The organism is Streptomyces sp. NPDC048650 (assembly GCF_043199095.1).
Taxonomy (GTDB): domain Bacteria; phylum Actinomycetota; class Actinomycetes; order Streptomycetales; family Streptomycetaceae; genus Streptomyces.
Map to the genome: position 1 here is coordinate 172,075 of NZ_JBICVM010000009.1, position 23,336 is coordinate 195,410.

A 23,336-nucleotide genomic window follows, 5' to 3' on the forward strand; every position below is an offset into this window, starting at 1 on the left:
GTGGGCCTGCGCCGAGGCGGTACGTGGGGGAGTCCCGACGCAGGCGGGTGGGGGAGCGGGCCGGGCGCCGCGGCGCCGCGGTGCCGGTCAGTTGCGCAGCGGGCCTTCGCACTGGTAGTCGGCCGTGCCCGTACGCCCGTCGGACCCGACGGTCACCTCGCCGAAGGAGCAGTTCATGTCGGTGAGGTTGTTCACGCCCTTCGAGGCGCGCTCCAGGACGGCGTCGTCGACGGTCTTGGACATGTCCTTGAAGACGGCGTCCGCGCTGCCCCCGTCGGTCAGCTCCGTGGTGATCCGTCCGGTGCAGGCGAAGCGGCGTCGTTCGGTCGCGCCGGTGGCCCGGCATTCGGGGGTGATGCCCGTCGTCTCGGTGAACGAGGAGCGGATCTCGTCGGCAGTGGCGGCCCGGAGGTCGGGGAGGGCCGTGAACGTGGTGTCGGGCACGAACAGGTCGTCGACGTGGGCGATCTGCTCGTCGAGGAAGGCGTCATAGGCGCGCTGCAGTCCGGCGTCCTTGCCGAGACGGTCGCGCCACGCGTCGAAGGCCGCGGGGTCGTTGTCGCGGAGATGGCGGTACATCTCCCGGAGCAGCGACGGGTGTGCGTTCCACAGGAACTCGAAGAACGTGCCCGCGTAGTCGTAGAAGCGGAAGCCGTCGCCGTCGTAGGTGGCGTGCAGCAGCCGGTCCACGGTCATGCGCGGCCCGCCGTTCGCCGTGTCCGCGATGATGCCCTTGACGAGGGACTTGCGGACCTTGATGCCGTCGTCGCGGGTGCCGCCGTCGAAGAACTCAGCGGTGCCCTCGTCCATCGCGGTGGTGCGGTCGCCCTCGTACCAGGGGCCCTCACCGAAGAGGCCGGGTACCGCCCAGCGGCCGTTGAGGTAGTGCGTGTACTCGTGGCGGAAGAGTTCCTCGAGGGTGAGCGTGGAGTCCTGCGGTACGCGCCGCTGGTAGGTGTAGAAGGTGGCGCCCTGCTCGATGTACATGCCGCCGTTGTCGGTGCTGAGGCCGGTCAGCAGCGGCTGGAAGTTCTCGTAGTCGGCGCGCGAGGCGTAAAGCATCGTGGTGAGCGTGGTGTTGGTGTCTCCGGCCAGTGGCTCCCGCGTGCCGACGACCCGGTGGAACTGCGTCCTGACCTGCTTGCTCGCGTAGTAGAGCTGGTCGACGGTGTCCCGGTCGAGCGCGGTGCGCACGGTGATGCCGTCGGTGCCCCGCACGTCGTACGTGTAGGTGTCCGGGAAGAGGCGGCGCTCGATGTCCGCCTTGCAGACCTGGTACGGCGCGCAGGCGTCGAACTCGTTCAGCCAGGTGGCAACCTTGGCCCACGGGGCGCTCAGCTCGCCGAAGTTGCGGGCGGTGGTGTCCAGGAGCGGGCCGAGGGCGGAGACGATCTCGGAGTGCACGGCGTCGATCTGGCCGATGCGGCCGTACTCCAGCAGGGCATCCCGCACCACCCAGGCGTTGGGCCCGTCCTTGAGGTGGGTGTGCCCGGCGAAGTCCTTGAGCGAGGCCCGGTAGGCGGGGTCGGCGGTCACCGCCGACCGGAAGGCGGTGTCGTTGTTGCCCGGGGAGATGCCCAGGAAGTTCACGGTGAGCGCGCCGAACGCGGCGCCGCCCCAGGCGGGGCTCCGGGCGGTGTCGGGGTGAGCCGCGTCCATGGTGGCCAGCACCCTCTTGATGAGCGGGAGCTGGTACTGGCGCAGGCCCGGCGCGCCGGCCGCGATGAGGGCTTCGCGCAGCGTGTCGCCGTTGGTGTCGGTGGCGTCGAAGGTGTGGGCGGCCGTGCCGACGGCGTCCACCGCCTGGCGCATGGCGTCCACGGTGGGTGGGTCGGTGAGGTCGATCTCGTCGTGCGAGAAGTCGTGGAAGACGGCGGCGTGGAGATAGGTGAACATCTCCAGGAGGTGGCCGCCGTTCTTGCCGTCGTGGGCCGGGGCCAGCTGGGTGATGCGGCGGGAGACGGCCTGGACGTGCTGGTCCGACAGGACCGGGGCGAGCCGTGGGTCCCAGGTCCAGATCAGGTCGCGCAGACAGCCCTCGGCGGTGACGGCGGGGTCGGCGAGGAAGTCGGCGAACTCCTCGGGGCTCAGGCCCGTAATGCCGTCGAGGGTGCACGGTACGGAGGTCCGGCCCACGGTGGCGCGGGGCGCGGGCGCTTTCGCCGTGCGCGGTGCGGGCGTAAGGGCCCCGGGAATACGGGCGCGGGTCAGCCCGCCGGGTGCGGGGAGCGTCCGGGCGGCCGGGTTGGGGGCCTTGGCGCGGTGCTCGACGTGGTCCTGCGGATCGCCGCGATGGACCACCGATGCGGGTGCGGCCGCCGCGGGCGGTGCGGTCTTCGCGTCGGCCGCGAGTGCGGCGCCGCTGGGGACGGCGGTGACGCACAGGGCGACCGCCGTCGCGGAGGCGAGCAGGTATCTGCGCAGAGACAGCAGCGATGTCCGTGGGGCTCTGCGGGGGGTGGTCGAAGGGAACACCGAAGACTCCTGTGTGAGGTGTGGGGGAAGCGCTCGGCACGGTGTGCGACCGGACGGACCGCAGGATCACCAACAGTGGTGCGAAGAAGGGCAGTTGGGGATGCGCTGCGGCACCATGTGATGTGTAAGGTAGTAATGTGATATTGCACTGGCAAGGTGTCTGTCGCGTCTTTCTCCGCCCCACTACCGCGCGTTGAGCGCTTGGAGGGCCCGCATGCACGAATCAGAGAACGCCGCCCCGCGCACGGCCGGCCACGACCTGCCCCCCACCCCGGAACTCGAGACGTTCATGACGCGCGGCTGGGCCGCGAGCCCACCGCCCACCGACCTCCGCGTGCCCGCAGCCGCCCTCACCGCGGCCCGCCGCGCCCGGCTCTCGGCCCGCTTCCCCGGCGAGCGGCTCGTCGTCCCCGCCGGAGTGCTGAGCGTCCGCTCCAACGACTGTGACCACCGCTTCCGTCCCCACAGTGCCTACGCCTGGCTGACCGGACTGACCGGGGCGGACCAGGCCGGGCACGCCCTGGTCCTGGAGCCCGACGGGCCGCACGGCCACGAAGCGGTGCTGCACCTGCGTCCCCGCTCACCGCGTACGGGCAGCGGCTTCTACCGGGACCGACGCCACGGCGAGTTCTGGGTCGGCCGCCGCCCCGAACCGGCCGAGGTCGAGTCCCTGACCGGCATCCGCTGCACCCCCCTGGGCACCGAGGCGCCGTTGCCGCCGGGCCGCGGCGCCACGACGGACTCCGAACTCGCCGCCGTGCTGAGCGAGTTGAGGCTCGTCAAGGACGCCTGGGAAATCGACGAGCTGCAGCGCGCCGTCGACCACACCACCACCGGGTTCGAGGACGTCGTGCGCGCCCTGCCGCGGGCCCTGGCCCACCCGCGCGGCGAGCGCTGGATCGAGGGCGTCTTCGACCTGCGCGCCCGCGCCGAGGGAAACGGCACGGGGTACGAGACCATCGCCGCTGCCGGCGCCCACGCCTGCGTACTGCACTGGACCCGCAACGACGGGCCACTCGACCCGCGCGACCTGCTGCTCCTGGACGCCGGTGTGGAAACGGACGGTCTCTACACCGCCGACATCACCCGCACCCTGCCCCTGTCCGGCAGGTTCTCGCCGGTCCAGCGGCAGGTGTACGACCTCGTGCTCGCCGCCCAGGAGGCGGGCATCGCGGCACTGAAGCCCGGGGCCCGCTTCCGGGACTTCCACCGCGCCGCGATGCGGGTGATTGCCGAAGGTCTCGCGGACTGGGGGGTGTTGAAGAGCCGGGAGGGCGACCTGCATCGCCGCTACACCCTGTGCAGCAGCGGCCACATGCTCGGCCTCGACGTGCACGACTGTGCGCAGGCGCGCGCGAAGGCCTACTTGGACGGCGTCCTGGAAGAGGGGCAGGTGCTGACCGTCGAGCCCGGTCTGTATCTGCAGCCCGACGACGAGACCCTGCCGCGCGAACTGCGCGGCATCGGCGTGCGCATCGAAGACGACCTGGTCATCACGGCCGAGGGCGCACGGCTGATGTCGGATGCGCTGCCACGTACCGCGGCGGCGATCGAGGAGTGGATGGGAGCGATGGCGGAGGGCTGACCCGAAAGGCTTCCGTGGCAGGGGTGTTGGGGGTCTTGGCAAGGCAAGTGCAATGTGAAATGTTACTGCCGTGCTGACGAGAGACTCCTCGGACGTGATCGTCGTAGGCGCCGGTGTGATCGGTGCCGCCTGTGCCTACTACGCGGCACAGGCCGGTCTGTCCGTCACCGTGATCGACCGCGGCCCCGTCGCCGGCGGCACCACCGGATCCGGAGAGGGGAATCTGCTGGTATCCGACAAGCCGCTCGGCCCCGAGCTCGAACTCGCCCTGCTGTCCTGCCGGTTGTGGCGTGAACTGGCCGACGTACTGCCGTCCCGCATCGAGTACGAGGAAAAGGGCGGCCTGGTCGTGGCATCCGACGACACCGGGATGGACGCCCTGCGCGACTTCGCCGCCGCGCAGGGCAGGGCAGGCGTCGTCGTCCAGGAGGTCCCGGCCGACCGGCTGGGCGAGGCGGAACCCCACCTGGCCCCGGGCCTGGCGGGCGGCTTCCACTACCCGCAGGACGCCCAGGTGCAGCCCGCTCTCGCCGCGGCGCACCTGCTGCGGGCCGCGGGCCCGAAGCTGCGGCTGCTCCTGGGCGAGGAAGTCACCGCGCTGCTCACCGGCGCGGACGGCCGGGTGCGCGGTGTGCGCACGGCGGCGGGTGAGCTGCGCGCGCCGCAGGTCGTGAACGCCGCCGGCACCTGGGGTGGCGAACTCGCGCGCCGTGCGGGCGTGGAGCTGCCCGTGCGGCCGCGCAGAGGCTTCGTCCTCGTCACCGAGCCACTGCCGCGCATGGTGCGCCACAAGGTGTACGCCGCGGACTACGTCGCCGACGTCGCCAGCGACTTGGCCGCGCTGCAGACCTCCGCCGTCGTCGAGGGAACTCCCGCGGGCCCCGTCCTCATCGGCGCCAGCCGGGAGCGCGTCGGCTTCGACCGGACGCTTTCCACCGCCGCGCTGCGCCGCCTCGCCGCCCAGGCCACCCGGCTCTTCCCGGCCCTCGCCCAGGTGCGCGCGATGCGGACCTACGCCGGATTCCGCCCCTATCTGCCCGACCATCTGCCCGCGATCGGGCCTGATCCGCGCCTGCCCGGGCTGCTGCACGCCTGCGGGCACGAGGGCGCGGGCATCGGACTCGCCCCGGCAACCGGACTGCTCATCGCACGCCGCATCACGGGTGCCGAACCGCCCCTGGATCCACGCCCGTTCAGACCCGAACGCTTCGCGCAGACCACCTGAACCGTCCTCGATGCCGCGTTCCGACCGGCCGCCGCGCCCCACCGCGCAGGACGCCCGCGCGCCCGGGCCGCCCGCCACGAAAGGAGGCCACCCCATGGCCCGTACCCCCGCCGACCTGGTCGGGGCGCAGCCCGATCCCCCCTTCGAGATCTCCTTCGACGGGCGCCCCCTGACCGCTCTGCCGGGGCAGTCCGTCGCCGCCGCGCTCTGGGCGGCCGGCATCCTCGCCTGGCGCACCACCAGGCGCGCCGGCCGCCCCCGCGGCGCCTTCTGCGGCATCGGCCACTGCCACGACTGCCTGACCACCATCAACGGCCGCCCCAACCAGCGGGCCTGCCTGGTCGCTGCGCAGCCCGGCGACGCGATCACCACCCAGGAGGGGCACGGCCATGCCGCACTCGGTATCTGATCGCGTCTTCGACCTCGCGGTGATCGGCGCGGGCGCCGCCGGACTCGCGGGTGCCGTCACCGCCGACGAACTGGGCCTGTCCGTCGCCCTGCTGGACGCCTCTGCGCGATGGGGCGGCCAGTTCTACCGGCACCCGGGCCCGGGGCTCGGCGCCGCCCGCCCCCAGGCGCTGCACCACGACTGGTCCACCTTCGCCGACCTGCGGCGCCGTGTCGCGGCTGCCGGCCTCACGCACCTCGCCGGTCACCAGGTATGGGGGGTGACCCGTGACGGCGACGACAGCGACGGCGAGGGCGGCGGTGGCGGTGGCGGTGGCGGTATCTGGAGCGTCCACGCGCTCACCGGCCCGGACGTCGACCCGGGGGAGGAGCGACCGGTGTGCGTACGAGCTCGCGCGGTCCTGTTGGCCACGGGCGCCACCGAACGTCAACTGCCCTTCCCCGGCTGGACGGTGCCCGGCGTCGTGGGTGCCGGGGGCGCGCAGGCCATGCTCAAGTCCCACCTGGTCCTGCCGGGCAGGCGCATCGTCGTGGCGGGCAGCGGCCCCCTGCTGCTCGCGGTGGCCGCCTCACTCGCCGCCGCCGGGGCGCGCGTCCCGGCGCTCGTCGAGGCATCGGGATACGGGAGCTACGCACGCCACCCCCGCACCCTCGCCGCCAACCCGGACAAGCTGACGGAATCCCTGGCCTACGGCTGGGCGCTGCTACGGCACCGGGTACGGGTGCGCACCCGCAGCGCCATCACCCGGGTGCACGGCACCGACCGTGTGGAGGCGGTCAGCGTCTGCCGCCTCGACCGCGGCTGGCGGCCACGGCCGGGCACCGAGCACCGCATCCCCTGCGACGCGCTGGCAGTGGGGCACGGCCTCGCCCCGCAGATCGAGCTCGCCACCCAGCTCGGCTGCGCCACCCGGCGCACCCCGGACGGCACGCACGCCCTGCTCCTGGACGCGCTGCAGGAGACCTCCGTGCCCGGGCTGTGGGCGGCGGGCGAGACCGGCGGCATCGGAGGGGTGCGACTGGCCCGTACGGAAGGGGAGTTGGCCGCCCGCGCCCTCGCTGCCCGGCTGCGCGGGCGGCCCGCCCTCGCCGACGGTGCCCGGGTGCGCGCACTGCGCCGTCGTCGCACCCGCCTGCGGGCCTTCGCCGAGGCCATGGCCACCGCCCATGCGCCGGGATCCGGCTGGCCGCACTGGCTCGACGACGGCACGGACGTGTGCCGCTGCGAGGAGGTCACCGCCGGGCGCATCCGCGAGGCCGTCGCCGAGCTGGGGGCCCGCGACGCGCGCAGCGTCAAGCTGCTCACCCGGGCGGGGATGGGCTGGTGCCAGGGCCGTCTGTGCGGCACGGCCGTGGCCTGCCTCGCAGCCCAGGGCGACCGGGTGCCGCCCGCACCCGAGCGCCGTCCCTTCGCTGTCCCCGTCCCGCTCGCGGCCCTCGCCCGACTCACCGAACAAGTCCCGGAGGACCGCGAGTCGGTCACGGGACCTGACCCCGACGCACTACCGCGATCCGGCCCCGGCCATCGCGGCCGACCGCCGGCCGGCCGGGTCACGCAGCCACCCGCCCCCGCTCCACCGCGCGAAGGACGCCCACCGCGCGAAGGACGCCCACCGCGCGAAGGACACGCACCCCACGAAGGACACGCACCCCACGAAGGACACGCACCCCACGAAGGACACGCACCCCACGAAGGACACCCACCACAGAAGGACGGCCCCTCCGAATGAACGACTTCCCTTGGACCGCCGAGCGCCCCTGGCGCGGCATCATGGTCGCCACCGCGCTCCCGCTGCGCTCGGACCTGAGTGTCGACCACGACGCGTATGCGGCGCACGTGCGACGGCTCCTCGACCACGGCTGCGACGGCGTGGTACCGAACGGCTCCCTCGGCGAATACCAGACGCTCACCGATGCCGAACGGGCCCAGGTGGTCCACACCGCCGTCGCGGCCGCCGGGGACGGTGCCCGGGTCATGCCGGGCGTGTCCGCGTACGGCAGCGGAGAAGCCCGCCGCTGGGCCGAGCAGGCCGCCGAAGCCGGTTGCGGCAGCGTCCTGCTCCTGCCCCCCAACGCCTATCGGGCCGACGCGGCGGCCGTGCGCGCCCACTACGCCGAGGTGGGCGCGGTCGGGCTGCCGGTGGTCGCGTACAACAACCCGATCGACACCAAGGTCGACCTCACGCCCACCCTGCTCGCCGAACTGCACCGCGAGGCAGGCATCGTGGCGGTCAAGGAGTTCAGCGGCGATGTGCGTCGCGCCTTTGAGATCGCCGAACTCGCCCCGGATCTCGACCTGTTGGTCGGCGCCGACGACGTCCTTCTCGAACTCGCCCTGGCCGGTGCCGTCGGCTGGATCGCCGGGTACCCCAACGCCTTCCCGGCGAGCTGCGCCGAGCTCTACCACGCCGCCGTCGCCGGCGACCTGGCCACCGCGCTGCCGCTGTACCGCTCCCTGCACCCGCTCCTGCGCTGGGACTCCAAGACCGAGTTCGTGCAGGCCATCAAGGTGTCCATGGACCTGGTCGGCCGCCACGGCGGCCCCGTGCGCCCGCCCCGTTCCCCCCTGACCGGCGCGGCCGCGGCCGCCGTGCGTGAGGCGACCGGAAAGGCCGTCGCCGACGGGCACCGCTGAGCGTCGGCAGGAGGACCACGCCCGCCCAAGAGCCGCTGCGAGAGAAAGAGGACCCCTCATGCGTACGCGCCACGTCTTCCACGCCGTCGACTCGCACACCGAGGGCATGCCCACGCGGGTCATCACCGGTGGCGTGGGGGTGATCCCCGGAGCCACCATGGCCGAACGGCGCCTGTACTTCATGGACCACATGGACTCCCTGCGCACCCTGTTGATGTACGAGCCGCGCGGCCACTCCGCCATGAGCGGAGCCGTCCTGCAGCCGCCGACCCGGCCGGACGCCGACTACGGCGTGCTCTACGTCGAGGTTTCCGGCCTGCTGCCGATGTGCGGCCACGGCACCATCGGGGTGGCCACCGTCCTGGTGGAGACCGGGATGGTGCCTGTCGTCGAGCCCGTCACCACCGTGCGTCTGGACACCCCGGCGGGCCTGGTGAGCGTCGATGTCCAGGTCCGGGACGGGGCGGCCGTCGCGGTCACCTTCACCAACGTGCCCGCCTTCTGCGTCGCCCTCGACCGCAAGGCGGACGTGCCCGGCTTCGGAACGGTGACCTACGACCTCGCCTTCGGCGGAAACTTCTACGCCGTCGTCGAACTCGACGCGCTGGGCCTGCCGTTCGACCGCTCCCGCAAGGACGACCTGCTCGCCGCCGGACTCGCCCTCATGGACGCGATCAACGCATCCGCCCACCGCCCCGTCCACCCCGAACAGCCCGAGATCGCCGGGCTCAAGCACGTCTACCTCGCCGCTCCCGGCTCCGACGCGCACCGCTCGCGGCACGCGATGGCCATCCACCCCGGCTGGTTCGACCGCTCGCCCTGCGGCACGGGCACCAGCGCCCGCATGGCCCAGCTGCACGCGCGCGGCCTCCTGCCCCTGTCCCGCGACTTCGTCAACGAGTCCTTCATCGGTACGGAGTTCACGGGCCGTCTCGTGGAGGAAACGACCGTGGGCGGCCTGCCCGCCGTGGTCCCCACCATCACCGGCCGCGCCTGGATCACCGGCACCGCCCAGTACTTCCTCGACCCGGACGACCCCTTCCCCCAAGGGTTCCTGCTGTGACCGGCACGCCTGCCCCCGTGGTCTCCGCCGCCGGCTCGACGACACCGGCCTGATCCGCACCAACGCCCCCGCCACTCGGCGTCCACGTCCGCCCGAGTGCCTGTCCGCCCGCCTGTCCGCCGGCCCGTCCGTCCGTCCGCCCGTCGGCGGTGCCGAGGTCATCCCGCGACGACCCACGCGAACAGGGCCGCGTCTCCTCGGAGTTCACTGTCACAAGCCGGGCCGACACCCTGTCACCAGCGGGAACAACGTGACATTGTACGGTGGGCCACCGCGGCAGCACCGGAGGGAACAGCATGGGCCACCTGAAGCAACGCACCCTGATCACCGCCCGAGAGCGGCTGCGCGACCAGGTCGCCCATGCACTGCGCGCCGCTCTCATCTCCGGTGAACTGCGGCCCGGCGAGGTCTACTCGGCGCCCGGACTGGCGGAGGACTTCGGCGTCTCCGCCACGCCGGTGCGCGAGGCGATGCTGGATCTCGCCCGCGAAGGGCTCGTCGAACCCCTGCGCAACAAGGGATTTCGGATCACCGAGGTCAACGAGCGCGACCTCGACCAGTACACCGAGATCCGCCTGCTGATCGAGGTCCCCATGATCGGGCGCATCACCCGCAGCGCGGACCGCGCCGACCTGGAGGCGCTGCGCCCCATCGCCGAGGGGATCGTGCGCGCCGCACGCGAGCACGACCTGATCGGCTACCTGGACGCGGACCGGCAGTTCCACCTGACGCTGCTCGCGCTCGGCGGCAATGACCGGCTCGTCGAGACCGTCGGCGACCTGCGCAAGCGCTCCCGCCTGTACGGCCTGACGGGGCTGGACGAGCGGGACCAGCTCGTCCCCTCCGCCGAGGAGCACCTCGAACTCCTGGACCTGATGGTGGCCGGAGACGTCAGGGGCGCCGAGGAGTGCATGACCCGCCACCTCGGCCATGTGCGCTCGCTGTGGGCCGAGGGTGAGGAGAGCATCCCGGCCGAGCGCCCTGTGCGGAAGAGGCTCGGCGCGGCACGCCAGTAGGGCGGTTCCGCGGGCCGTTGCCGTTCCGCCGTTGCGGGGCGCGTCGGCCCGCTTTCGGCCAATCCCGTTCGCCGTCTGGTGCTGCCGTGCGGCGGATTCGTAGCGTTGCCTGGCAGTCGTGACGGACCGCGCTTCGGTGGTGGCCGCGGGCAACGGCTGGCCGGTCCCGTCCCGATGAGCGCTGTCCCGTCCCGCTGAGAGAACAGGACCCCACCGCCTTGACCAGCACATCGCTCCGGCCCGACAGCGGCGGATATGCGGAGAACTTCGCCGCGTTGTATGACACCTGGTTCGGCAAGCCCGCCGTCACCGGCCCCACCGTCGACTCGCTCGCCGGGCTCCTCGGCGACCTCGCAGCGTGCAGCCCGGATCCGGGGCCGGTGCTGGAGCTGGGGGTGGGCACCGGCCGCGTCGCGCTGCCGCTCCGGGCGCGCGGATACGACGTGCACGGCGTCGACGGCTCACGCGAGATGGTGGCGCAGCTGCGGACGAAGCCCGGTGGCGACGAGATGCCCGTCGTCTTCGGGGATTTCGCGGATGTCCCGGTGGACGGCCCCTTCTCGATGGTCTACCTGGCCGGCGGGACCTTCGCCGAACTCCCCTCCCAGCAACGGCAGTCGGACTGTTTCATGGCGGCAGCCCGGCGGCTGCGGCCGGGTGGCCTCTTCGTGCTCGACGCGTACGTCCCGGAGGCGCTGGCCCTCGCGGCGGGACGCGGCCCGCAGGTGACGGACGGGGCCGACGGCTCCCTTGTCGTCTGCCACCGCAGCCTCGACCCCTCCGTACAGCGCTACACCTCTGACTACGTCATCACCTCCATGGGCAGTTCGCGCCACTTGCGGGTGCGGTTCCGGTACACGGGCCTCGGCGAGCTCGACCTGATGGCCGCCGCCGCCGGGCTGCGGCTGCGGGAGCGGTGGGGCAGCTGGTCCGGTGACCGCTTCACCGGTGCCAGCTCCTACCACGTATCGGTGTACGAGCTACCCGAGTGACTGGCCGAGATGCCGGTCGGGGCGCCTACGGGCAACGGCAGGGGGCACCCGGCTGCGAGGCTCACGTCCGGGGGCGGACGCCTGGAGTGCGGTCACCCGGGAGCGGCCGGGGCGAACGCCCGGGAGGGCTGCGGGGCGAGGGGACGCCGGTTGCCGAAGGGGAGAGTGGTGCGCCGGCATCTGACCGGAAGACCTCTGGCACGGCGATTCCGACGGCGGCACGCTGGTCGACGTTGTCCGGTACGCCGGTGTGCTCCCGTCATGGGACCGCATCGTCCTGAGTACAGGGAGACTCCATGGAAGAGATTCGTGATTCCGAAGTCGAGGCTCTGGAACCGGTGGGGGAGCAGGAACTTCCCGACTTCGCGCTGATGATCGACCTCCCCGACTGAGCCGGGTCGGCCCAGCGCACCAGCGGGGTCGGGCGTCAGCTCCCGGCCCCGCTGTCGCGCGCACCGCGAGCATCACGCAACAGCCCCGCGCCGCGCGGCTGACCGAGGAACGCCGAAGGACCAAGGACGGTGAGCGGATGACGGAGGCGTGTCCTGTACACCTCCTCACGCCCTATCCGTCCTTCCCCCGCCTGCTGTTCGGGCGCTGCGCCGTGCGATCGGCCGCCTTCCCCGCGAACGACGCGGCGGGCGGGCAGCGGGTGCTGATCGGATCCGCGGCGGGAACGGCCGAGGCCGACGCCGTGGCCGAGGCCGACGTCACGGCACGGGCGCTCGGCGAGCTCGCCGAGCGCGTGCACAACACCCTCGCAGGACGGGCCGCGGAATCGGATCCCACTGCCCTCGTCGCGTCGTACTCCGAGCTGCGCCGCAGGGGAGTGCCCGCGCTCGACCCGCTGTGCTGGCCGGAACTGGCGGCCCGACCGGAGCCGGCCCGGGACGCTCGGCTGCTCTGGGTGCCGGGCGAGTCGCTGACCGGTGGCGGGGAGGTGTTCGTCCCGGCGTGTGCGGTCCATCTCGCCCACCGTCCGCCGCCCGGCTGCGCCGCGCCCCTGCGGCCCGGTTCCACCGGCGTGGCCGCACACCGCACGAGGGCCGCAGCGACGGAGCACGCGGCGCTGGAGGTCCTGGAGCGCGACCTTCTGTGGCGGGCCTGGTACGGCGACGGCCGCCGGGCCGTCGTGCCGTTCCCGGAGTACGGCGCACCACTGCGCGAAGGGCTCGCCGCCCTCGGTCTGACCGCCGCGGTTCTGCTGCTGCCGGGCCCCGGCGGCACGGTGTGTGTGGTCGCGTGCCTGCACGACGGCAGCGGAGCCGCGCAGAGCTTCGGGGCGCGCGCGTCGTTCGCGCAGCCGGAACCGCAGTCGCAGCCGGAACCGCAGTCGCAGTCGCAGCCGCAGTCGAAGCCGGAGCCGGGGACGGCGAGCACGGCGGCGTACGACAGCGGCCCCGTCGCGCCGGCAACCGCCGTACGAGCTGCGGTACTGGAGGCGCTGATGGTGCGGTGGAGCCTGCGGACCCCGGCTGCCGAAGCGGCTCTGCGCCGGCTGCTACGGGACGGGTGGCGCGAAGTCGACGGGCCGTTGGCGCATGCCCTCTACGCCTTCCACCGGCAGGACGGCCTCGCCCGGCTCCTGGACGGTGGCGCCGCGCCGCACGACCGTCCGGCCGGGAGAGCGGCTCCGCCGCGCGGACCGGTCGCGCCCGGTTCGGCCGGCCGGATCCTCGCCGAGCACACCGGCGAGGACGTGGTGCTGGTCGGGACCCGGGCGCCGCGCTCCGTGGAGGCCGCCGGGGACCGGGACGTCGTACGCGTCGTCGCTCCCGGTGCGCGCAGGCTGCCCGCCCGCGAACGCCTGGGCTCTCCGCCGACCGGTGCGCGCGACCCCGCGCCGCACCCCCTCGGCTGACTCGAGCTCCCCGGACCCCCAGCCGCGAAGGACACTCATGCCCTCGGTGCCCGCACATGCCGTCATCGTCGTCCTGGCCGCCGTACTGCTGGCGTGCTTCGTGGTGTGGGGCACCAGGACCGACCCCCACCGACCGTTCTCGTGGGGCATGTACTCCGGGTCGTCCAAGGGCTTCCTGTGGACCCGGGACGGCGACGAAGGCGGACCGCCCCGCCTCGTGGGCCACCGCGAGCTGGGGCTCTCCCCGGAGGCGCACTTCATGAACGTCCCCGAGCTGCACCGGCTGCTGACGGCCACCCGCCCGCCGCTGTCCTTCGAGGGGCTGATCATCGGGTCCCAGGGTGGCTGGCGGGTGCAGTACGACGGGAAGAGCGGCGTCCTCAAGGCCGCCCGGGTGCCCGAGGGCCAGGAGCTCGACCGGCTCGTGCGGTCGCTGCGACGGCTGGGATGAACGGCTCGTTCACGGCCGGTTGGACGCCGATGGCGGTCGCGGTCTGCGCGCTGGCTCTCGCCCTCGTCTGGCGGGCCGGACTCGTCCTGTCCGACGCGCGGAGCGTCCGGCGCGACTACGCCCGCGCCGGCGCCTACCGCCCCGGCCGGGGATGGACCGGCCCGGACGCGCTCGCGGCCGAGTGCCGTCGGGCGGCGTCCGGACTGCTGCTGGGCGTGGCGCTGCCCTGCGCCGCGTTCCTGCCGCCGGGGCGTTGCTGGGGAGCCGCGGCCACCCTGCTGTGCTGTTCGGCCGCGCTTTGGCCGACGCTCGGGTACGGGCGCCTGCGGCAGGCCCGCTACACCACCGTGTGCCTGCTCGTCCTCGCCGCCGCGGTGGCCCTCGGCGCGGCCCTGGTACTGCTGCGTGTGCCCCGGTCCGCGCAGGTCACCGGCGGATTCGCCTCCTTCTTCGCCGCCCAGCTGTACCTGGTCGCGGGAGCGCGCAAGCTGCGCTCGCGCCACTTCATGTCCGGCCGGGTCCTGGTAGACAACGCGGCCTACAACGCGTGCCAGGCCGCGACCGGCAGCCGCGACTTCCTGCCCGTACCCGGCCCGCGCCGACTGACCGCGCTCCTGGCCGGACCCGCCTTCCCCGCTGCTTGCCGCGCGGCCGCCGTCCTCACCGCGGCCGGCGAACTAGCGCTGGGCCTGGGCGCTCTGGGAGTCGTTCCGGCCGCTTCGACCCTGGCCCTGGCGGTGCCCTCGCACCTGGCCTTCACGGCCGTCAGCCCGCGCCGAATCGTCCCGTTCTCGGCACTCGCGTTCGGGCTGCTGGTCCTCGCCACCTCTCACCCGCTGCTGTGACCGCCCTCCGCCGTCACCGAGGGAACGGCGTTCCCCAGCAGGGACGATGCCGGGACGGTGATCCGGCGCACCATGGACCGCCCGGCCGCCGTGAGGGTCGCACGGTGGTGGGCGCCGGCCGGGTCGAAGGGTTCGCCGCCCAGGGACTTGGCGTAGCGGCCGCACGCGGCGGCGAAACCGTCGGGCAGGTCGTCGGGCGCACCGAGCCGGAGCCAGCGCTCGGCGGCGCGCAGCGCGCCCGCCCGATCGGCGGTGAACGTCGCGTAGTCGAGAAACCGCACCCGCTCTTCGCCACCGGATCGCGGTTCGGGAGCGGCGAACGGTTCCACCAGCGCCCGCCACAGGTGGGCGTAGAACGCCGTGTCGGCTTCGGCTTCGGCTTCGGATGCGGCGCCCGGCGCTGCCAGGTCCAGTAGCGCGCGCAGCGCCGGATCATGCCGCAGCGCCTGCCAGCTCGGTGGTGACGACGTGAGCGACGCCACGACCTCCGCCGGATCGCGCCAGACCAGCAGCCAGCGCGCGGGCCCGGCCAGGCCGCCCAGCACGTCGAGCACCACCAGCGAGGTCCAGCTGGTCAGTTTGACCACCAGACGGCGGCCGTGGGCCTGCGCCGCCGCGTCGCAATAGGCCAGCAGCGCCCGCACCACGGCGTGCGCTGACCGTCGTTCGGCGTCGTTCCGGGCCCGCATCGCGTGCAGGGCGGCGTCCATCAGGAACAGCGGTTCCTTGAGCACGAGCGTCCCCTGACGCAGGGACAGTTGGTTGGCGAGCATGGTCGAGCCGCAGCGGCTGGTGTGCGCGATCAGGCGAAGCGCCCGGGGCGGGGAGTGGCACGCTCCGTCGGTGTCCGCCCAGGCGAGCAGGTCCTCCAACGGCCGCCACACCAGGAGGCGTTCGTCGTCGGTCGGGTACGCGACGTCGTACCAGGGCTCGTGGAATCCGCTCAGGGCCAGCGGGCGCAGGGCGATGCGCCCGGCGGACAGGTCGAGGGCCACCGGCAGGCGGCCGTCGGTCACGTCCATGAGGAGGACCCGTTCGGCAAGGAGAAGGACTCGCGGGAGGGGCGGGCGGCGTCCCGCGCCGCGAAGAACGCCTCCAGCACGGCGGGGTCATCGAGCCGCTCGGCGAGGGCGGAACGCAGCTGCGAGAGCGCGTCGGACGACGCGGCAGGCCCTTTGCCGCGTAGCAGGCTCACGTCCAGCGCCGGATCGTCGGGCAGCGCCGCGCCGAGCCAGCCCAGCAGGTCGGCCGGGGTGGGGCGCCAGACGCCGAGCGTCAGATGGAGTGAGGGCGCCGTCTCGGTGCGCGTGCCGTGCCACCAGCCGCGCGGTACGTACAGCACCTGCCCCGGCTCCAGCAGGACGTCCGCCTCCAGGGGCCCGGGGCACTCCTGTCCCGCTCGGCCGCTGCGGTCGGCCAGCGCCGCGCCGACCGGTCCCGCGGCCCGCCCGTGGAGGTGCCACCGCTTGTGCCCGGCGACTTGGAGGACGAAGACGTCGTGGTCGTCGCGGTGCGGCCCGAAGCCCTCCGCCCCGGGCCAGGCGGCGTACGCGGTCACCTCGACGCGTTCGCGCAGCCGCCGCTCGACCGCCGCGGCCAGCCTCCCCACCCGCGAGTGGAAGACGTCCACCTCACTCAGCGCCAGGGTCCCGCCGCTCCGCAACCTCTCGGTGAGGGCGGTCGGCACCAACCGGTGCCAGGGGATCCGCCGCCGGGACAGCTCGGGGACCGTATACGCATCGGAGGAGACGAGACGGCCGTCCTGCACCACCCGTAACTGACGAGGCGTCAATCGGTGTCGCGAAAGGATCTCGTTGAGGTCCTGCCAGCCGAAGAGCGCGTCGAATCGGTCGTCCGGTGCCCCGGTGAAAAGGTGGAACGCCCGGCCGTAGACGCCGCGGTGGAACGCTCGCGTACCCAGCGGTGCCGTCAGATCGTCAAGGTCGTACGCACACACCGGCGAAGGCACGGCCACCCCCGAATCGCCACCCCGTGCGGAGAGTCGCTGACCGGCTCAGCGTACGGGCTCGGAGAGCGGCCCCGCCAGGGCGCGTGCACCGGCCGGCCGGCGCACCGCGATGCACAGCCAGAGCCCGCAGGCGAGCGAGACGGCCAGGCTTCCCGCGCCGGCGACGATGAACGCGATCCGCGGGCCGCCCCACTCCACCAGCGCCGCACCGAGGCCGAGTGCGGCAGCGGTGGACGCCTGCCGCACCGCCCCCACGGCGGCCTGCACCCGGCCGCGCGCCGACTCCGGCGTGAGCAGCTGCACCAGCGCTCCCCGGGCGATCAGCATCCCACTCGCGGCCAGGCCCGCCACCACGTAACACAGCGCGGTCGCGGGGACGGTGGCCAGCAGACCGCATCCCAGCACCGCGAGCCCGGTGACTGCCTCGCCGCACACCGTCGCGCCGACCAGCACGGACACCCGGTCCGGCAGCTGCCGCGCCAACGGCACGCACGCGAGCATGCCGCCGGTCCAACAGGCCGCGATCAGGCCGTAACCGGCGTCGCCGACGCCGAGCACGTCCTTGACGAAGAACACCTGCACCACATTGGTCGTCGCCGCGAACAGCGCGACGACGCCGGAGCCCGCCGAGACCGCCAGCAGCAGCGGCGGTACGGGCGACCGCCTCGGCCGCCCCGTGCGACGACCGGCCCGCCTCGCCCCGGCCGACCCGCCGCCGGGGCCGCGCCTGGTGCGGATCGCCGCGCACCCGAGGCCGAGCAGGACGAAGCTTGCGGCGTCCAGCGCCAGGGCCGCCCCCGTCCCCGCCCACTCGGCCAGCACGCCCCCGGACGACAACCCCACCGCGCCGCCCAGCAGCGTGGCACCGCGCTGCCGTGCCGTCGCGTCGACCAGCCGGCCCGGCTCCGCCAGCGAGGGCAGCAGCGCGTTGAGCGCGGTGGCCCCGGTCAGGGCGGTCACACCCAGTAGCGTCACCACGAGAAGCAGTCCGCCGAACGACGGGACGGCTGTCAGCCACAGGCAGCACAGCGCCGAAGCGGCGTTGGCGCAGATCATGAGCGTGCGGCTGTCGACCCGGTCGGCGAGGAGGCCGGCGCCCGGCGCGCAGGCGGCCACCGGAAGCGCCCCCGCGAGCAGCAACGCCGTGACGCTCCACGGGGCGTGGGACACATCATGAACCCGCAGCACCAGGGCGCTCTTGGCCAGCGAGTCCCCGCACGCGGAACCCCCCGCCAGTGCCGCGGCAATCCGCAGATCACGACGTGCCCGCGAACCGCCTGCGGCGGCGGGTGCATCGTGGTGCGTCTCTTGCCTCATGCCGTCTGCCGGTGCACGCGCGTGATCCATCACGATGGGCAAATCTACCCATAGATGAAGAAACGGACGAAGCTGAGTGCCGAAAGAACGGCCCGACGAACGATCGCCCCCTGGGACGCCGCCTCAGATCCCCGGGTCCACCAGGTCCGGTTCCCCCCACGGCCATCTTCCGATGCTCACCCTCGCCGAACAGTTCGCCGATCACCATGCCCGGGAACCCGATCGGCTCCGCGCGGCCCTCCAGCGCCACCCGAACCCACCACTGCCGCCCCCGATGTTCCACCAGCACATCCGCCCACTCCCGTGACGGCGCGTTCAGCCCGCGCAGCACTGGGCCGCCCTCCGGGCCGTACTCCCTGAACGACGACAGGAACCCCAACTCCCGCACCAGTCATGCCAGATGTGCCCACGGCGACATCGGCAGCGGAGGCCAGTCCCACCGGCAGCGCTCGGCATCGTCCTCCGGCACTTCACCCGCCCCGGACACCAGCGGAGAATCAACCGCCGCACCGGTATCCCTGAAGGTGAACGTCCGCGACGCGATGCCGCCCGGAGGGGTGAGTGTCCGGGCCCCACCCGTCCGGCGTCTCCGTCACACGACCAGCGTCGCCAGCAGCGTGACACCCGCCAGGAACCAGGCGACATAGTCGCCCACGTGACCGGAGTGCAGCCGGCGCAGCAGTGTGGCCCAGCGCGGCGGTTCGCGGAGTGCGGGCCGCCGCACGGCCAGGAGGGCGAGCGCCACGGCCAGCGCGGTGGCCAGCACGTCCCACAGCACACCGGCTGTGGCCCAGTGCGGCGGGGGAGTGTGCGCGGGCTCCGCCGCTCGCCCTTACAGGACGGCCGCGAGGTAACCGGCGTGGTCGGTGAAGGCGTCGGCGGCTCGGCCGATGCCTGTGCGCAGGGCCGGGACCGGCCCCACCGCCAGCGCCCCGGCAAGCAGTGCCGTGGGCACGACGAGCATGCTGTCCGGGATCCGGGAGAGCCGCCCACCACGGGTCTCCGGCTCCTCCTCCATCCCGGTCGTCTCCTCGGCGGCGCCGTCCGGGCGGGGCTCCGGGGCCGCCCTCTCCGGAACCGGTCCCCGCCCCAGGAACACCCGCGCCCCGGCCCGTAGCACCGCGCCCCCGGTGGCCGCCGACACCAGGACGCACAGCGCCGTCGCCCAGCCGCCCGCCGCCTCTTCGACGACGGCCTTGCCCAGCGCGGTGCCGAACGGAGGCAGCCCGGCGAGTGCCAGTCCGCCGGTGCCGAACAGCCCCGCCACCCAAGGGAGTTCACGCCCCCTGCCGTGCAACTGGAGCTCGTCGACGCTGCCGAACCGGTCCAGGAGGATGCCCACGCAGGCGAAGAGCGCGGCCTTCACCCCGGCATGCGCCAGCACGTACAGGGCGACGCCACCGAGCCCTTCCGGGGTGAACACCGCGAGGCCGACGAGGAACAGTCCGGCGTGCGCGACGGTGGAGTAGGCGAGCAATCGCTTGACATGGCGCTGCTGCCAGCACATCACCGCACCCGGGACCGCGGTCAGCACGCCAAGGGCCAGCAGCGCCCGGTGCGCGTCGGGCACCGGGATGCCGCCGGGGCCCGCGAAGACCGTCCAGTAGACGCGGGCCGTGCCGTACACGCCCAGCTCGACCATGACCCCCGACAGCAGCATGCACACCGGCGTCGGCGCCACCGCATGCGCATCGGCGAGCCAGAAGTGGAACGGCACCGCCGCCGCCTTGACCAGCAGACCCGTGGCGACGAGGACGAAGGCGGCGATCACCAGCGCGTCCGGCCCGCCGGGGTGCGCATCGAGGGCGCGGCCGATCTGGGCGAAGCCGAGTTCGCCGGTGCGGGCGTACAGCAGACCGATGCCCAGCAAGGTGGCATAGGCGCCGAGGGAGTTGACGATGCCGAACACCAGCGCCCCCTGGACGGCGCGGGCCTCCTCGACGCGGTGGCCGGTCAGCGCATAGGCGACGACACCCATCAGCTCGAAGAAGACGAAGGCGTTGAAGAGGCCCCCGGTGAGCGAGAAGCCGCACATGCCCGCCTGGAAGAGCAGCACCAGGGCGGGGAAGGAGCCCGCATGGCCCCGTGGCGGCTCGTCGAAGTACCGCCAGGCATAGGCGAAGGCGGCCAGCGCCAGCAGCGAGACCAGCGCCGCCAGGCCGAGACCGATGCGGTCACCGACCAGCACGATGCCCACACTTGCCCCGCCGTGCGGCCGCCACCCGCCCAGCCATTCCACGGGCCGCTCGGTGGACGACTGCGTGGCGGCCGATGCGCACAGCGCAAGCGCCACGGTGCCCGCGGCGAAGAGGCATCCCAGCATCTCCGCCGCATACCGGGGCAGCCGGCGGCCCGCTCCGACCAGCAGCGCCGCGCCGAACAGCGGAGTGGCCACGATCAGCGGCAGGGTCTGTGCGACGGTCACCCCCGCAGCTCCGAGAGTTCGTCCGGGTCCACGGTCCGGTGCCGTTTGGCGACCTGGATCACCAGGGACAGCAGCAGCGCGGTGACGGTCGCCCCGATGACGATGTCCGTGAGGGTGAGGGCCTGGACGACGGGATCGACGACGGGGCGCGAGCCCGGCGCGATGTCGGAGAACACCGGGGCGGTGCCGCCTTCCCGATACCCGATGGCGAGCAGCAGGACATAGGTCGAGGACTGGCAGACCGCGAGGCAGCCCACGGCGTGGATCAGGTTGCGGCTGGTGGCCAGCCCGTAACAGCCGATCAGAAACAGCCATGCCGCGATCACGTACGGCAGCAGACTCATGTTCTGCCCTCCGTTTCGTCGTCCAGGTCTTCGCTCTCGATCTCCACGGCCTGGTCCAGGAAACGGGCCAGCAGCACGACCACCCCGCACGCCACCTCCACGCCGATGGCCGCGTTCAGCAGGGGGACGGTGCCCCCGGAGGAGAGCGTGTTGAAGGTGTCGTAGGGAAGGAAGTTGGTCAGGAACGCCGCCCCGGTCAGCAGCGCGGCGGCCCTCATCATGAACTACGGACCGCACGCCGTGCGCCAGCTCGTCACGCTGCGCCGGCTGCCGCCCGCTCCGCCGGACACCCTGCAACGGGCCCTGGCCGTCGTACTGTGCGCCACGCCCGACGTGCGCGACCGGGCTCGAACTGTGGCGGCAGGCGGTGGCCCGGATGCGGGAGGGGCGCCCGCCCCAGGCCACCGCATCGTTCGTGGATCCGTGGTCGCTGGAGGTGCGGTCGGCGGCACTGGCCGCGCATGCCCGGTACGGCAGTCTGGAGGCGCTCGACGGGTTGTCCGGACAACTCCGGGAACAGCTGCGGAAGTTGCTGGCCGGTCGGCCCGTGGTGGGACCCCCCGAGCAGCTTCCGGTGTACGGCACGGTTCTGCGGGCGCTGGGCCTGGCCGGTCTCTGCCAGGGCGACACCTCGGCCGTACGGCTGATGGCGTTGGCGGAACGGATGCGTGTACTGCGGCAATTCCCGACCCTGTCCGCCGCCCGGGCCCGGGAAGCCGTCGGGGCCGCCGGGGACGCGGTCCGGGCGGCGTACGCCGACGCGGTGTCGGAGTACGCCGCCCTGGGGAGCGCCGAGTTGCGGGCGGCGGCGCTGTGCGCGATCAGCGCGTCGCCGGGTCCCGATGGAACCGCGCCTTCGACCAGAAGTAGCCGAGCAGGGTCAGGCCCAGGCACCAGACGACGGCGAGCCACCCGTTGCGGCCGATCGCGCTGCCGAGCAGCAGGCCGCGCAGGGTCTCGATGGCGGGGGTGAAGGGCTGGTACTCGGCGAACCAGCGGAACCAGCCCGGCATGGCGTCCACCAGCACGAACGCGCTGGACAGGAATGGCAGCATCATCAGCGGCGTCCCGTTGTTGCCCGCCCCCTCGGGCGTGGGGCTGGCCAGGCCGACGCCGACGGCGATCCAGGTCAGCGCCAGGCTGACGAGCGTCAGCAGGCCGGCCGCCGCGATCCACTCCACCACGGTGGCCTGCGGGCGGAACCCGATCGCAAGCGCGATGCCCAGCACCAGCACCAGGGCCGCCAGCGTCTGCACCACGCTTCCCACGACATGGCCGATCAGCACGGAGGAACGGGAGATCGCCATGGTGCGGAAGCGGGCGATGATGCCCTCGGTCATGTCGACGCAGACCGACACGGCGGTTCCGACGGAGTGCCCGCCGATGGTCATCAGCAGGATGCCGGGGACCAGATAGGCGATGTACGCGGAGCGGTCGGCGCCGCCGCCCGTGATGCCGGCGCTCATCACGTCGCCGAAGACGTACACGAAGAGCAGCAGCAGGACGATCGGCGTCAGCAGGACGTTGAGGGTGAGGGAGGGGTAGCGCAGCGCGTGCAGGAGGTTGCGCCGCAGCATCGTGGACGAGTCGCGCACGGTGAGGGACAGGGGGCTCATCGGACGGTCTCCTGGGCGGCGGACGTGCCGGACGGGCCGGAACTGGTGGACGTGGCGGACGGGCCGGAACTGGTGGACGTGGCGGACGGGCCGGAACTGGTGGACGTGCCGGACGTGGCGGGTTGGTCGCCGGTCAGGGCGAAGAACACGTCGTCGAGGTCGGGGGTGTGCACGGTCAGTTCGTCGGCCTCGATACCGGCCGCGTCGAGCCGGTCGAGGAGGGCGCGGAGCTCGCGTTGGCTGCCGCCGCTGGGGAGGGTCAAGGAGAGCGCTTCCTCGATGGGGGCACCCCCTGCTCGAGCGACGCCGAGAGCGCGGGGGAGGGTGGCGTCGCGCAAGGCGTCGGCCGCGTGCTCGTACGCCTGAGGCTCCGCGAACCGGAGGCGGACATGCCCACCCGGGACGAGCCGTTTGAGCTCCCCGGCGGTGCCCTGGGCGACGATCCGCCCGCGGTTGAGGACCGCGATGCGGTCGGCGAGTTGGTCGGCCTCCTCCAGATACTGGGTGGTGAGGAAGACGGTGACGCCCCCGGCGACGAGCTCACGAAGGATGTTCCACATGGTGTGCCGGCTGCGCGGGTCGAGGCCGGTGGTCGGCTCGTCGAGGAAGACGATCCGCGGCCTGCCGACCAGCGTCATGGCGAGGTCGAGACGGCGGCGCATACCGCCGGAGTAGGTGGCAGCGGGCTTCCTCGCGGCCCCGGCCAGATCGAAACGCTCCAGCAACTCGGCTGCGGCCCGGCGGCCTTCACGGCGGGGGAGATGGTGCAGGTCGGCCATGAGGAGCATGTTCTCCTCGCCGGTGATCATGCTGTCCACCGCGGAGAACTGCCCGGTGACGCCGATTGCGGCACGCACCGCCTGGGGCTCGGCGGCAAGGTCGTGCCCGGCCACCCGCAGCACGCCGTCGTCAGCGGCGATGAGGGTGGAGAGGATCTGCACCGCGGTCGTCTTGCCGGCACCGTTCGGCCCGAGGAGGGAGAAGACCGTGCCCGCGGCGACGTGGAGGTCGACGCCGTCGAGGACGGTCTTGTGCGGTTTCAGCGCGGTTTCAGCCGTCTCCATGCCTCCCCTGTGGGGCTCTCCGACCGCCTCCCGCCGCCGACCCAC

18 protein-coding genes and 2 pseudogenes are annotated in these 23,336 nt (G+C 73.2%); 11 read left to right on the plus strand and 9 right to left on the minus strand.

Annotated elements, in window-relative coordinates; all coding sequences use genetic code 11:
• Positions 1–87 precede the first annotated feature (87 nt).
• Positions 88–2,475 carry a collagenase gene (locus ACGFML_RS25390; protein ID WP_393547325.1) on the minus strand — a complete coding sequence of 796 codons (2,388 nt, stop codon included), beginning with the start codon at positions 2,473–2,475 and terminating at the stop codon, positions 88–90.
• A 214-nt stretch (positions 2,476–2,689) separates the two neighbouring features.
• Between ACGFML_RS25390 and ACGFML_RS25395 the strand changes: the two genes are divergently transcribed.
• From ACGFML_RS25395 to ACGFML_RS25445, 11 genes are all read left to right on the plus strand, one after another.
• Positions 2,690–4,060: an aminopeptidase P family protein gene (locus ACGFML_RS25395; protein ID WP_393547327.1), complete on the plus strand. Its 1,371-nt coding sequence runs from the start codon at positions 2,690–2,692 to the stop codon at positions 4,058–4,060.
• 70 nt (positions 4,061–4,130) lie between these two features.
• Complete coding sequence (locus ACGFML_RS25400; RefSeq protein WP_393547329.1) at positions 4,131–5,285, plus strand: NAD(P)/FAD-dependent oxidoreductase; 1,155 nt, start codon at positions 4,131–4,133, stop codon at positions 5,283–5,285.
• Positions 5,286–5,379: 94 nt separating this feature from the next.
• Complete coding sequence (locus tag ACGFML_RS25405) at positions 5,380–5,694, plus strand: (2Fe-2S)-binding protein (protein WP_393547331.1); 315 nt, start codon at positions 5,380–5,382, stop codon at positions 5,692–5,694.
• Positions 5,675–7,423 (plus strand): FAD-dependent oxidoreductase, encoded by a 1,749-nt coding sequence (locus ACGFML_RS25410; RefSeq protein ID WP_393547333.1) that lies wholly within the window; start codon positions 5,675–5,677, stop codon positions 7,421–7,423. Before ACGFML_RS25405 ends, ACGFML_RS25410 begins: the two co-directional genes overlap by 20 nt.
• Positions 7,420–8,328: a dihydrodipicolinate synthase family protein gene (locus ACGFML_RS25415; RefSeq protein WP_393547335.1), complete on the plus strand. Its 909-nt coding sequence runs from the start codon at positions 7,420–7,422 to the stop codon at positions 8,326–8,328. Before ACGFML_RS25410 ends, ACGFML_RS25415 begins: the two co-directional genes overlap by 4 nt.
• Before the next feature lie 58 nt (positions 8,329–8,386).
• Positions 8,387–9,391 (plus strand): proline racemase family protein, encoded by a 1,005-nt coding sequence (locus ACGFML_RS25420; protein ID WP_393547337.1) that lies wholly within the window; start codon positions 8,387–8,389, stop codon positions 9,389–9,391.
• A gap of 296 nt (positions 9,392–9,687) precedes the next feature.
• Positions 9,688–10,407: a GntR family transcriptional regulator gene (locus ACGFML_RS25425; RefSeq protein WP_393547339.1), complete on the plus strand. Its 720-nt coding sequence runs from the start codon at positions 9,688–9,690 to the stop codon at positions 10,405–10,407.
• Between the two features lie 218 nt (positions 10,408–10,625).
• A complete protein-coding gene (locus ACGFML_RS25430; protein ID WP_393547341.1) occupies positions 10,626–11,399 on the plus strand; it encodes a class I SAM-dependent DNA methyltransferase in 774 nt (257 codons plus the stop codon).
• Positions 11,400–11,928: 529 nt separating this feature from the next.
• Positions 11,929–13,260, plus strand: a complete 1,332-nt coding sequence (locus tag ACGFML_RS25435; RefSeq protein WP_393547343.1) for a YcaO-like family protein — start codon at positions 11,929–11,931, stop codon at positions 13,258–13,260.
• Positions 13,261–13,297: 37 nt separating this feature from the next.
• A complete protein-coding gene (locus tag ACGFML_RS25440; RefSeq protein ID WP_393547345.1) occupies positions 13,298–13,711 on the plus strand; it encodes a hypothetical protein in 414 nt (137 codons plus the stop codon).
• Positions 13,708–14,556 carry a hypothetical protein gene (locus ACGFML_RS25445; protein WP_393547347.1) on the plus strand — a complete coding sequence of 283 codons (849 nt, stop codon included), beginning with the start codon at positions 13,708–13,710 and terminating at the stop codon, positions 14,554–14,556. The genes ACGFML_RS25440 and ACGFML_RS25445 overlap by 4 nt, the downstream gene beginning before the upstream one ends.
• On the opposite strand, the gene ACGFML_RS25450 is transcribed toward ACGFML_RS25445, so the two are convergent.
• The 8 genes and pseudogenes from ACGFML_RS25450 to ACGFML_RS25485 all read right to left on the minus strand — a co-directional run bounded on the left by ACGFML_RS25450 (position 14,541) and on the right by ACGFML_RS25485 (position 23,291).
• On the minus strand, positions 14,541–15,578 hold the full coding sequence (locus tag ACGFML_RS25450; protein WP_393547349.1) for a hypothetical protein: 1,038 nt from the start codon (positions 15,576–15,578) through the stop codon (positions 14,541–14,543). The two genes, ACGFML_RS25445 and ACGFML_RS25450, sit on opposite strands and share 16 nt — an antisense overlap.
• Positions 15,569–16,525 carry a cupin domain-containing protein gene (locus tag ACGFML_RS25455; RefSeq protein WP_393547351.1) on the minus strand — a complete coding sequence of 319 codons (957 nt, stop codon included), beginning with the start codon at positions 16,523–16,525 and terminating at the stop codon, positions 15,569–15,571. Before ACGFML_RS25455 ends, ACGFML_RS25450 begins: the two co-directional genes overlap by 10 nt.
• Positions 16,526–16,570: 45 nt before the next feature.
• On the minus strand, positions 16,571–17,842 hold the full coding sequence (locus ACGFML_RS25460) for an MFS transporter (protein WP_393547352.1): 1,272 nt from the start codon (positions 17,840–17,842) through the stop codon (positions 16,571–16,573).
• 592 nt (positions 17,843–18,434) lie between these two features.
• Positions 18,435–20,267, minus strand: a pseudogene (locus ACGFML_RS25465) (proton-conducting transporter membrane subunit).
• Positions 20,264–20,611 (minus strand): sodium:proton antiporter, encoded by a 348-nt coding sequence (locus tag ACGFML_RS25470; protein WP_393547354.1) that lies wholly within the window; start codon positions 20,609–20,611, stop codon positions 20,264–20,266. The pseudogene ACGFML_RS25465 and the gene ACGFML_RS25470 overlap by 4 nt, the downstream one beginning before the upstream one ends.
• Positions 20,608–20,820 (minus strand): annotated as a pseudogene (locus tag ACGFML_RS25475) (sodium:proton antiporter); the annotation flags it as partial. The pseudogene ACGFML_RS25475 and the gene ACGFML_RS25470, both read right to left, overlap by 4 nt.
• Positions 20,821–21,432: 612 nt before the next feature.
• Positions 21,433–22,227 carry an ABC transporter permease gene (locus ACGFML_RS25480; protein WP_393547356.1) on the minus strand — a complete coding sequence of 265 codons (795 nt, stop codon included), beginning with the start codon at positions 22,225–22,227 and terminating at the stop codon, positions 21,433–21,435.
• Positions 22,224–23,291, minus strand: coding sequence for an ATP-binding cassette domain-containing protein (locus tag ACGFML_RS25485; protein ID WP_393547358.1), 1,068 nt, complete (start codon positions 23,289–23,291; stop codon positions 22,224–22,226). Before ACGFML_RS25485 ends, ACGFML_RS25480 begins: the two co-directional genes overlap by 4 nt.
• Positions 23,292–23,336 lie beyond the last annotated feature (45 nt).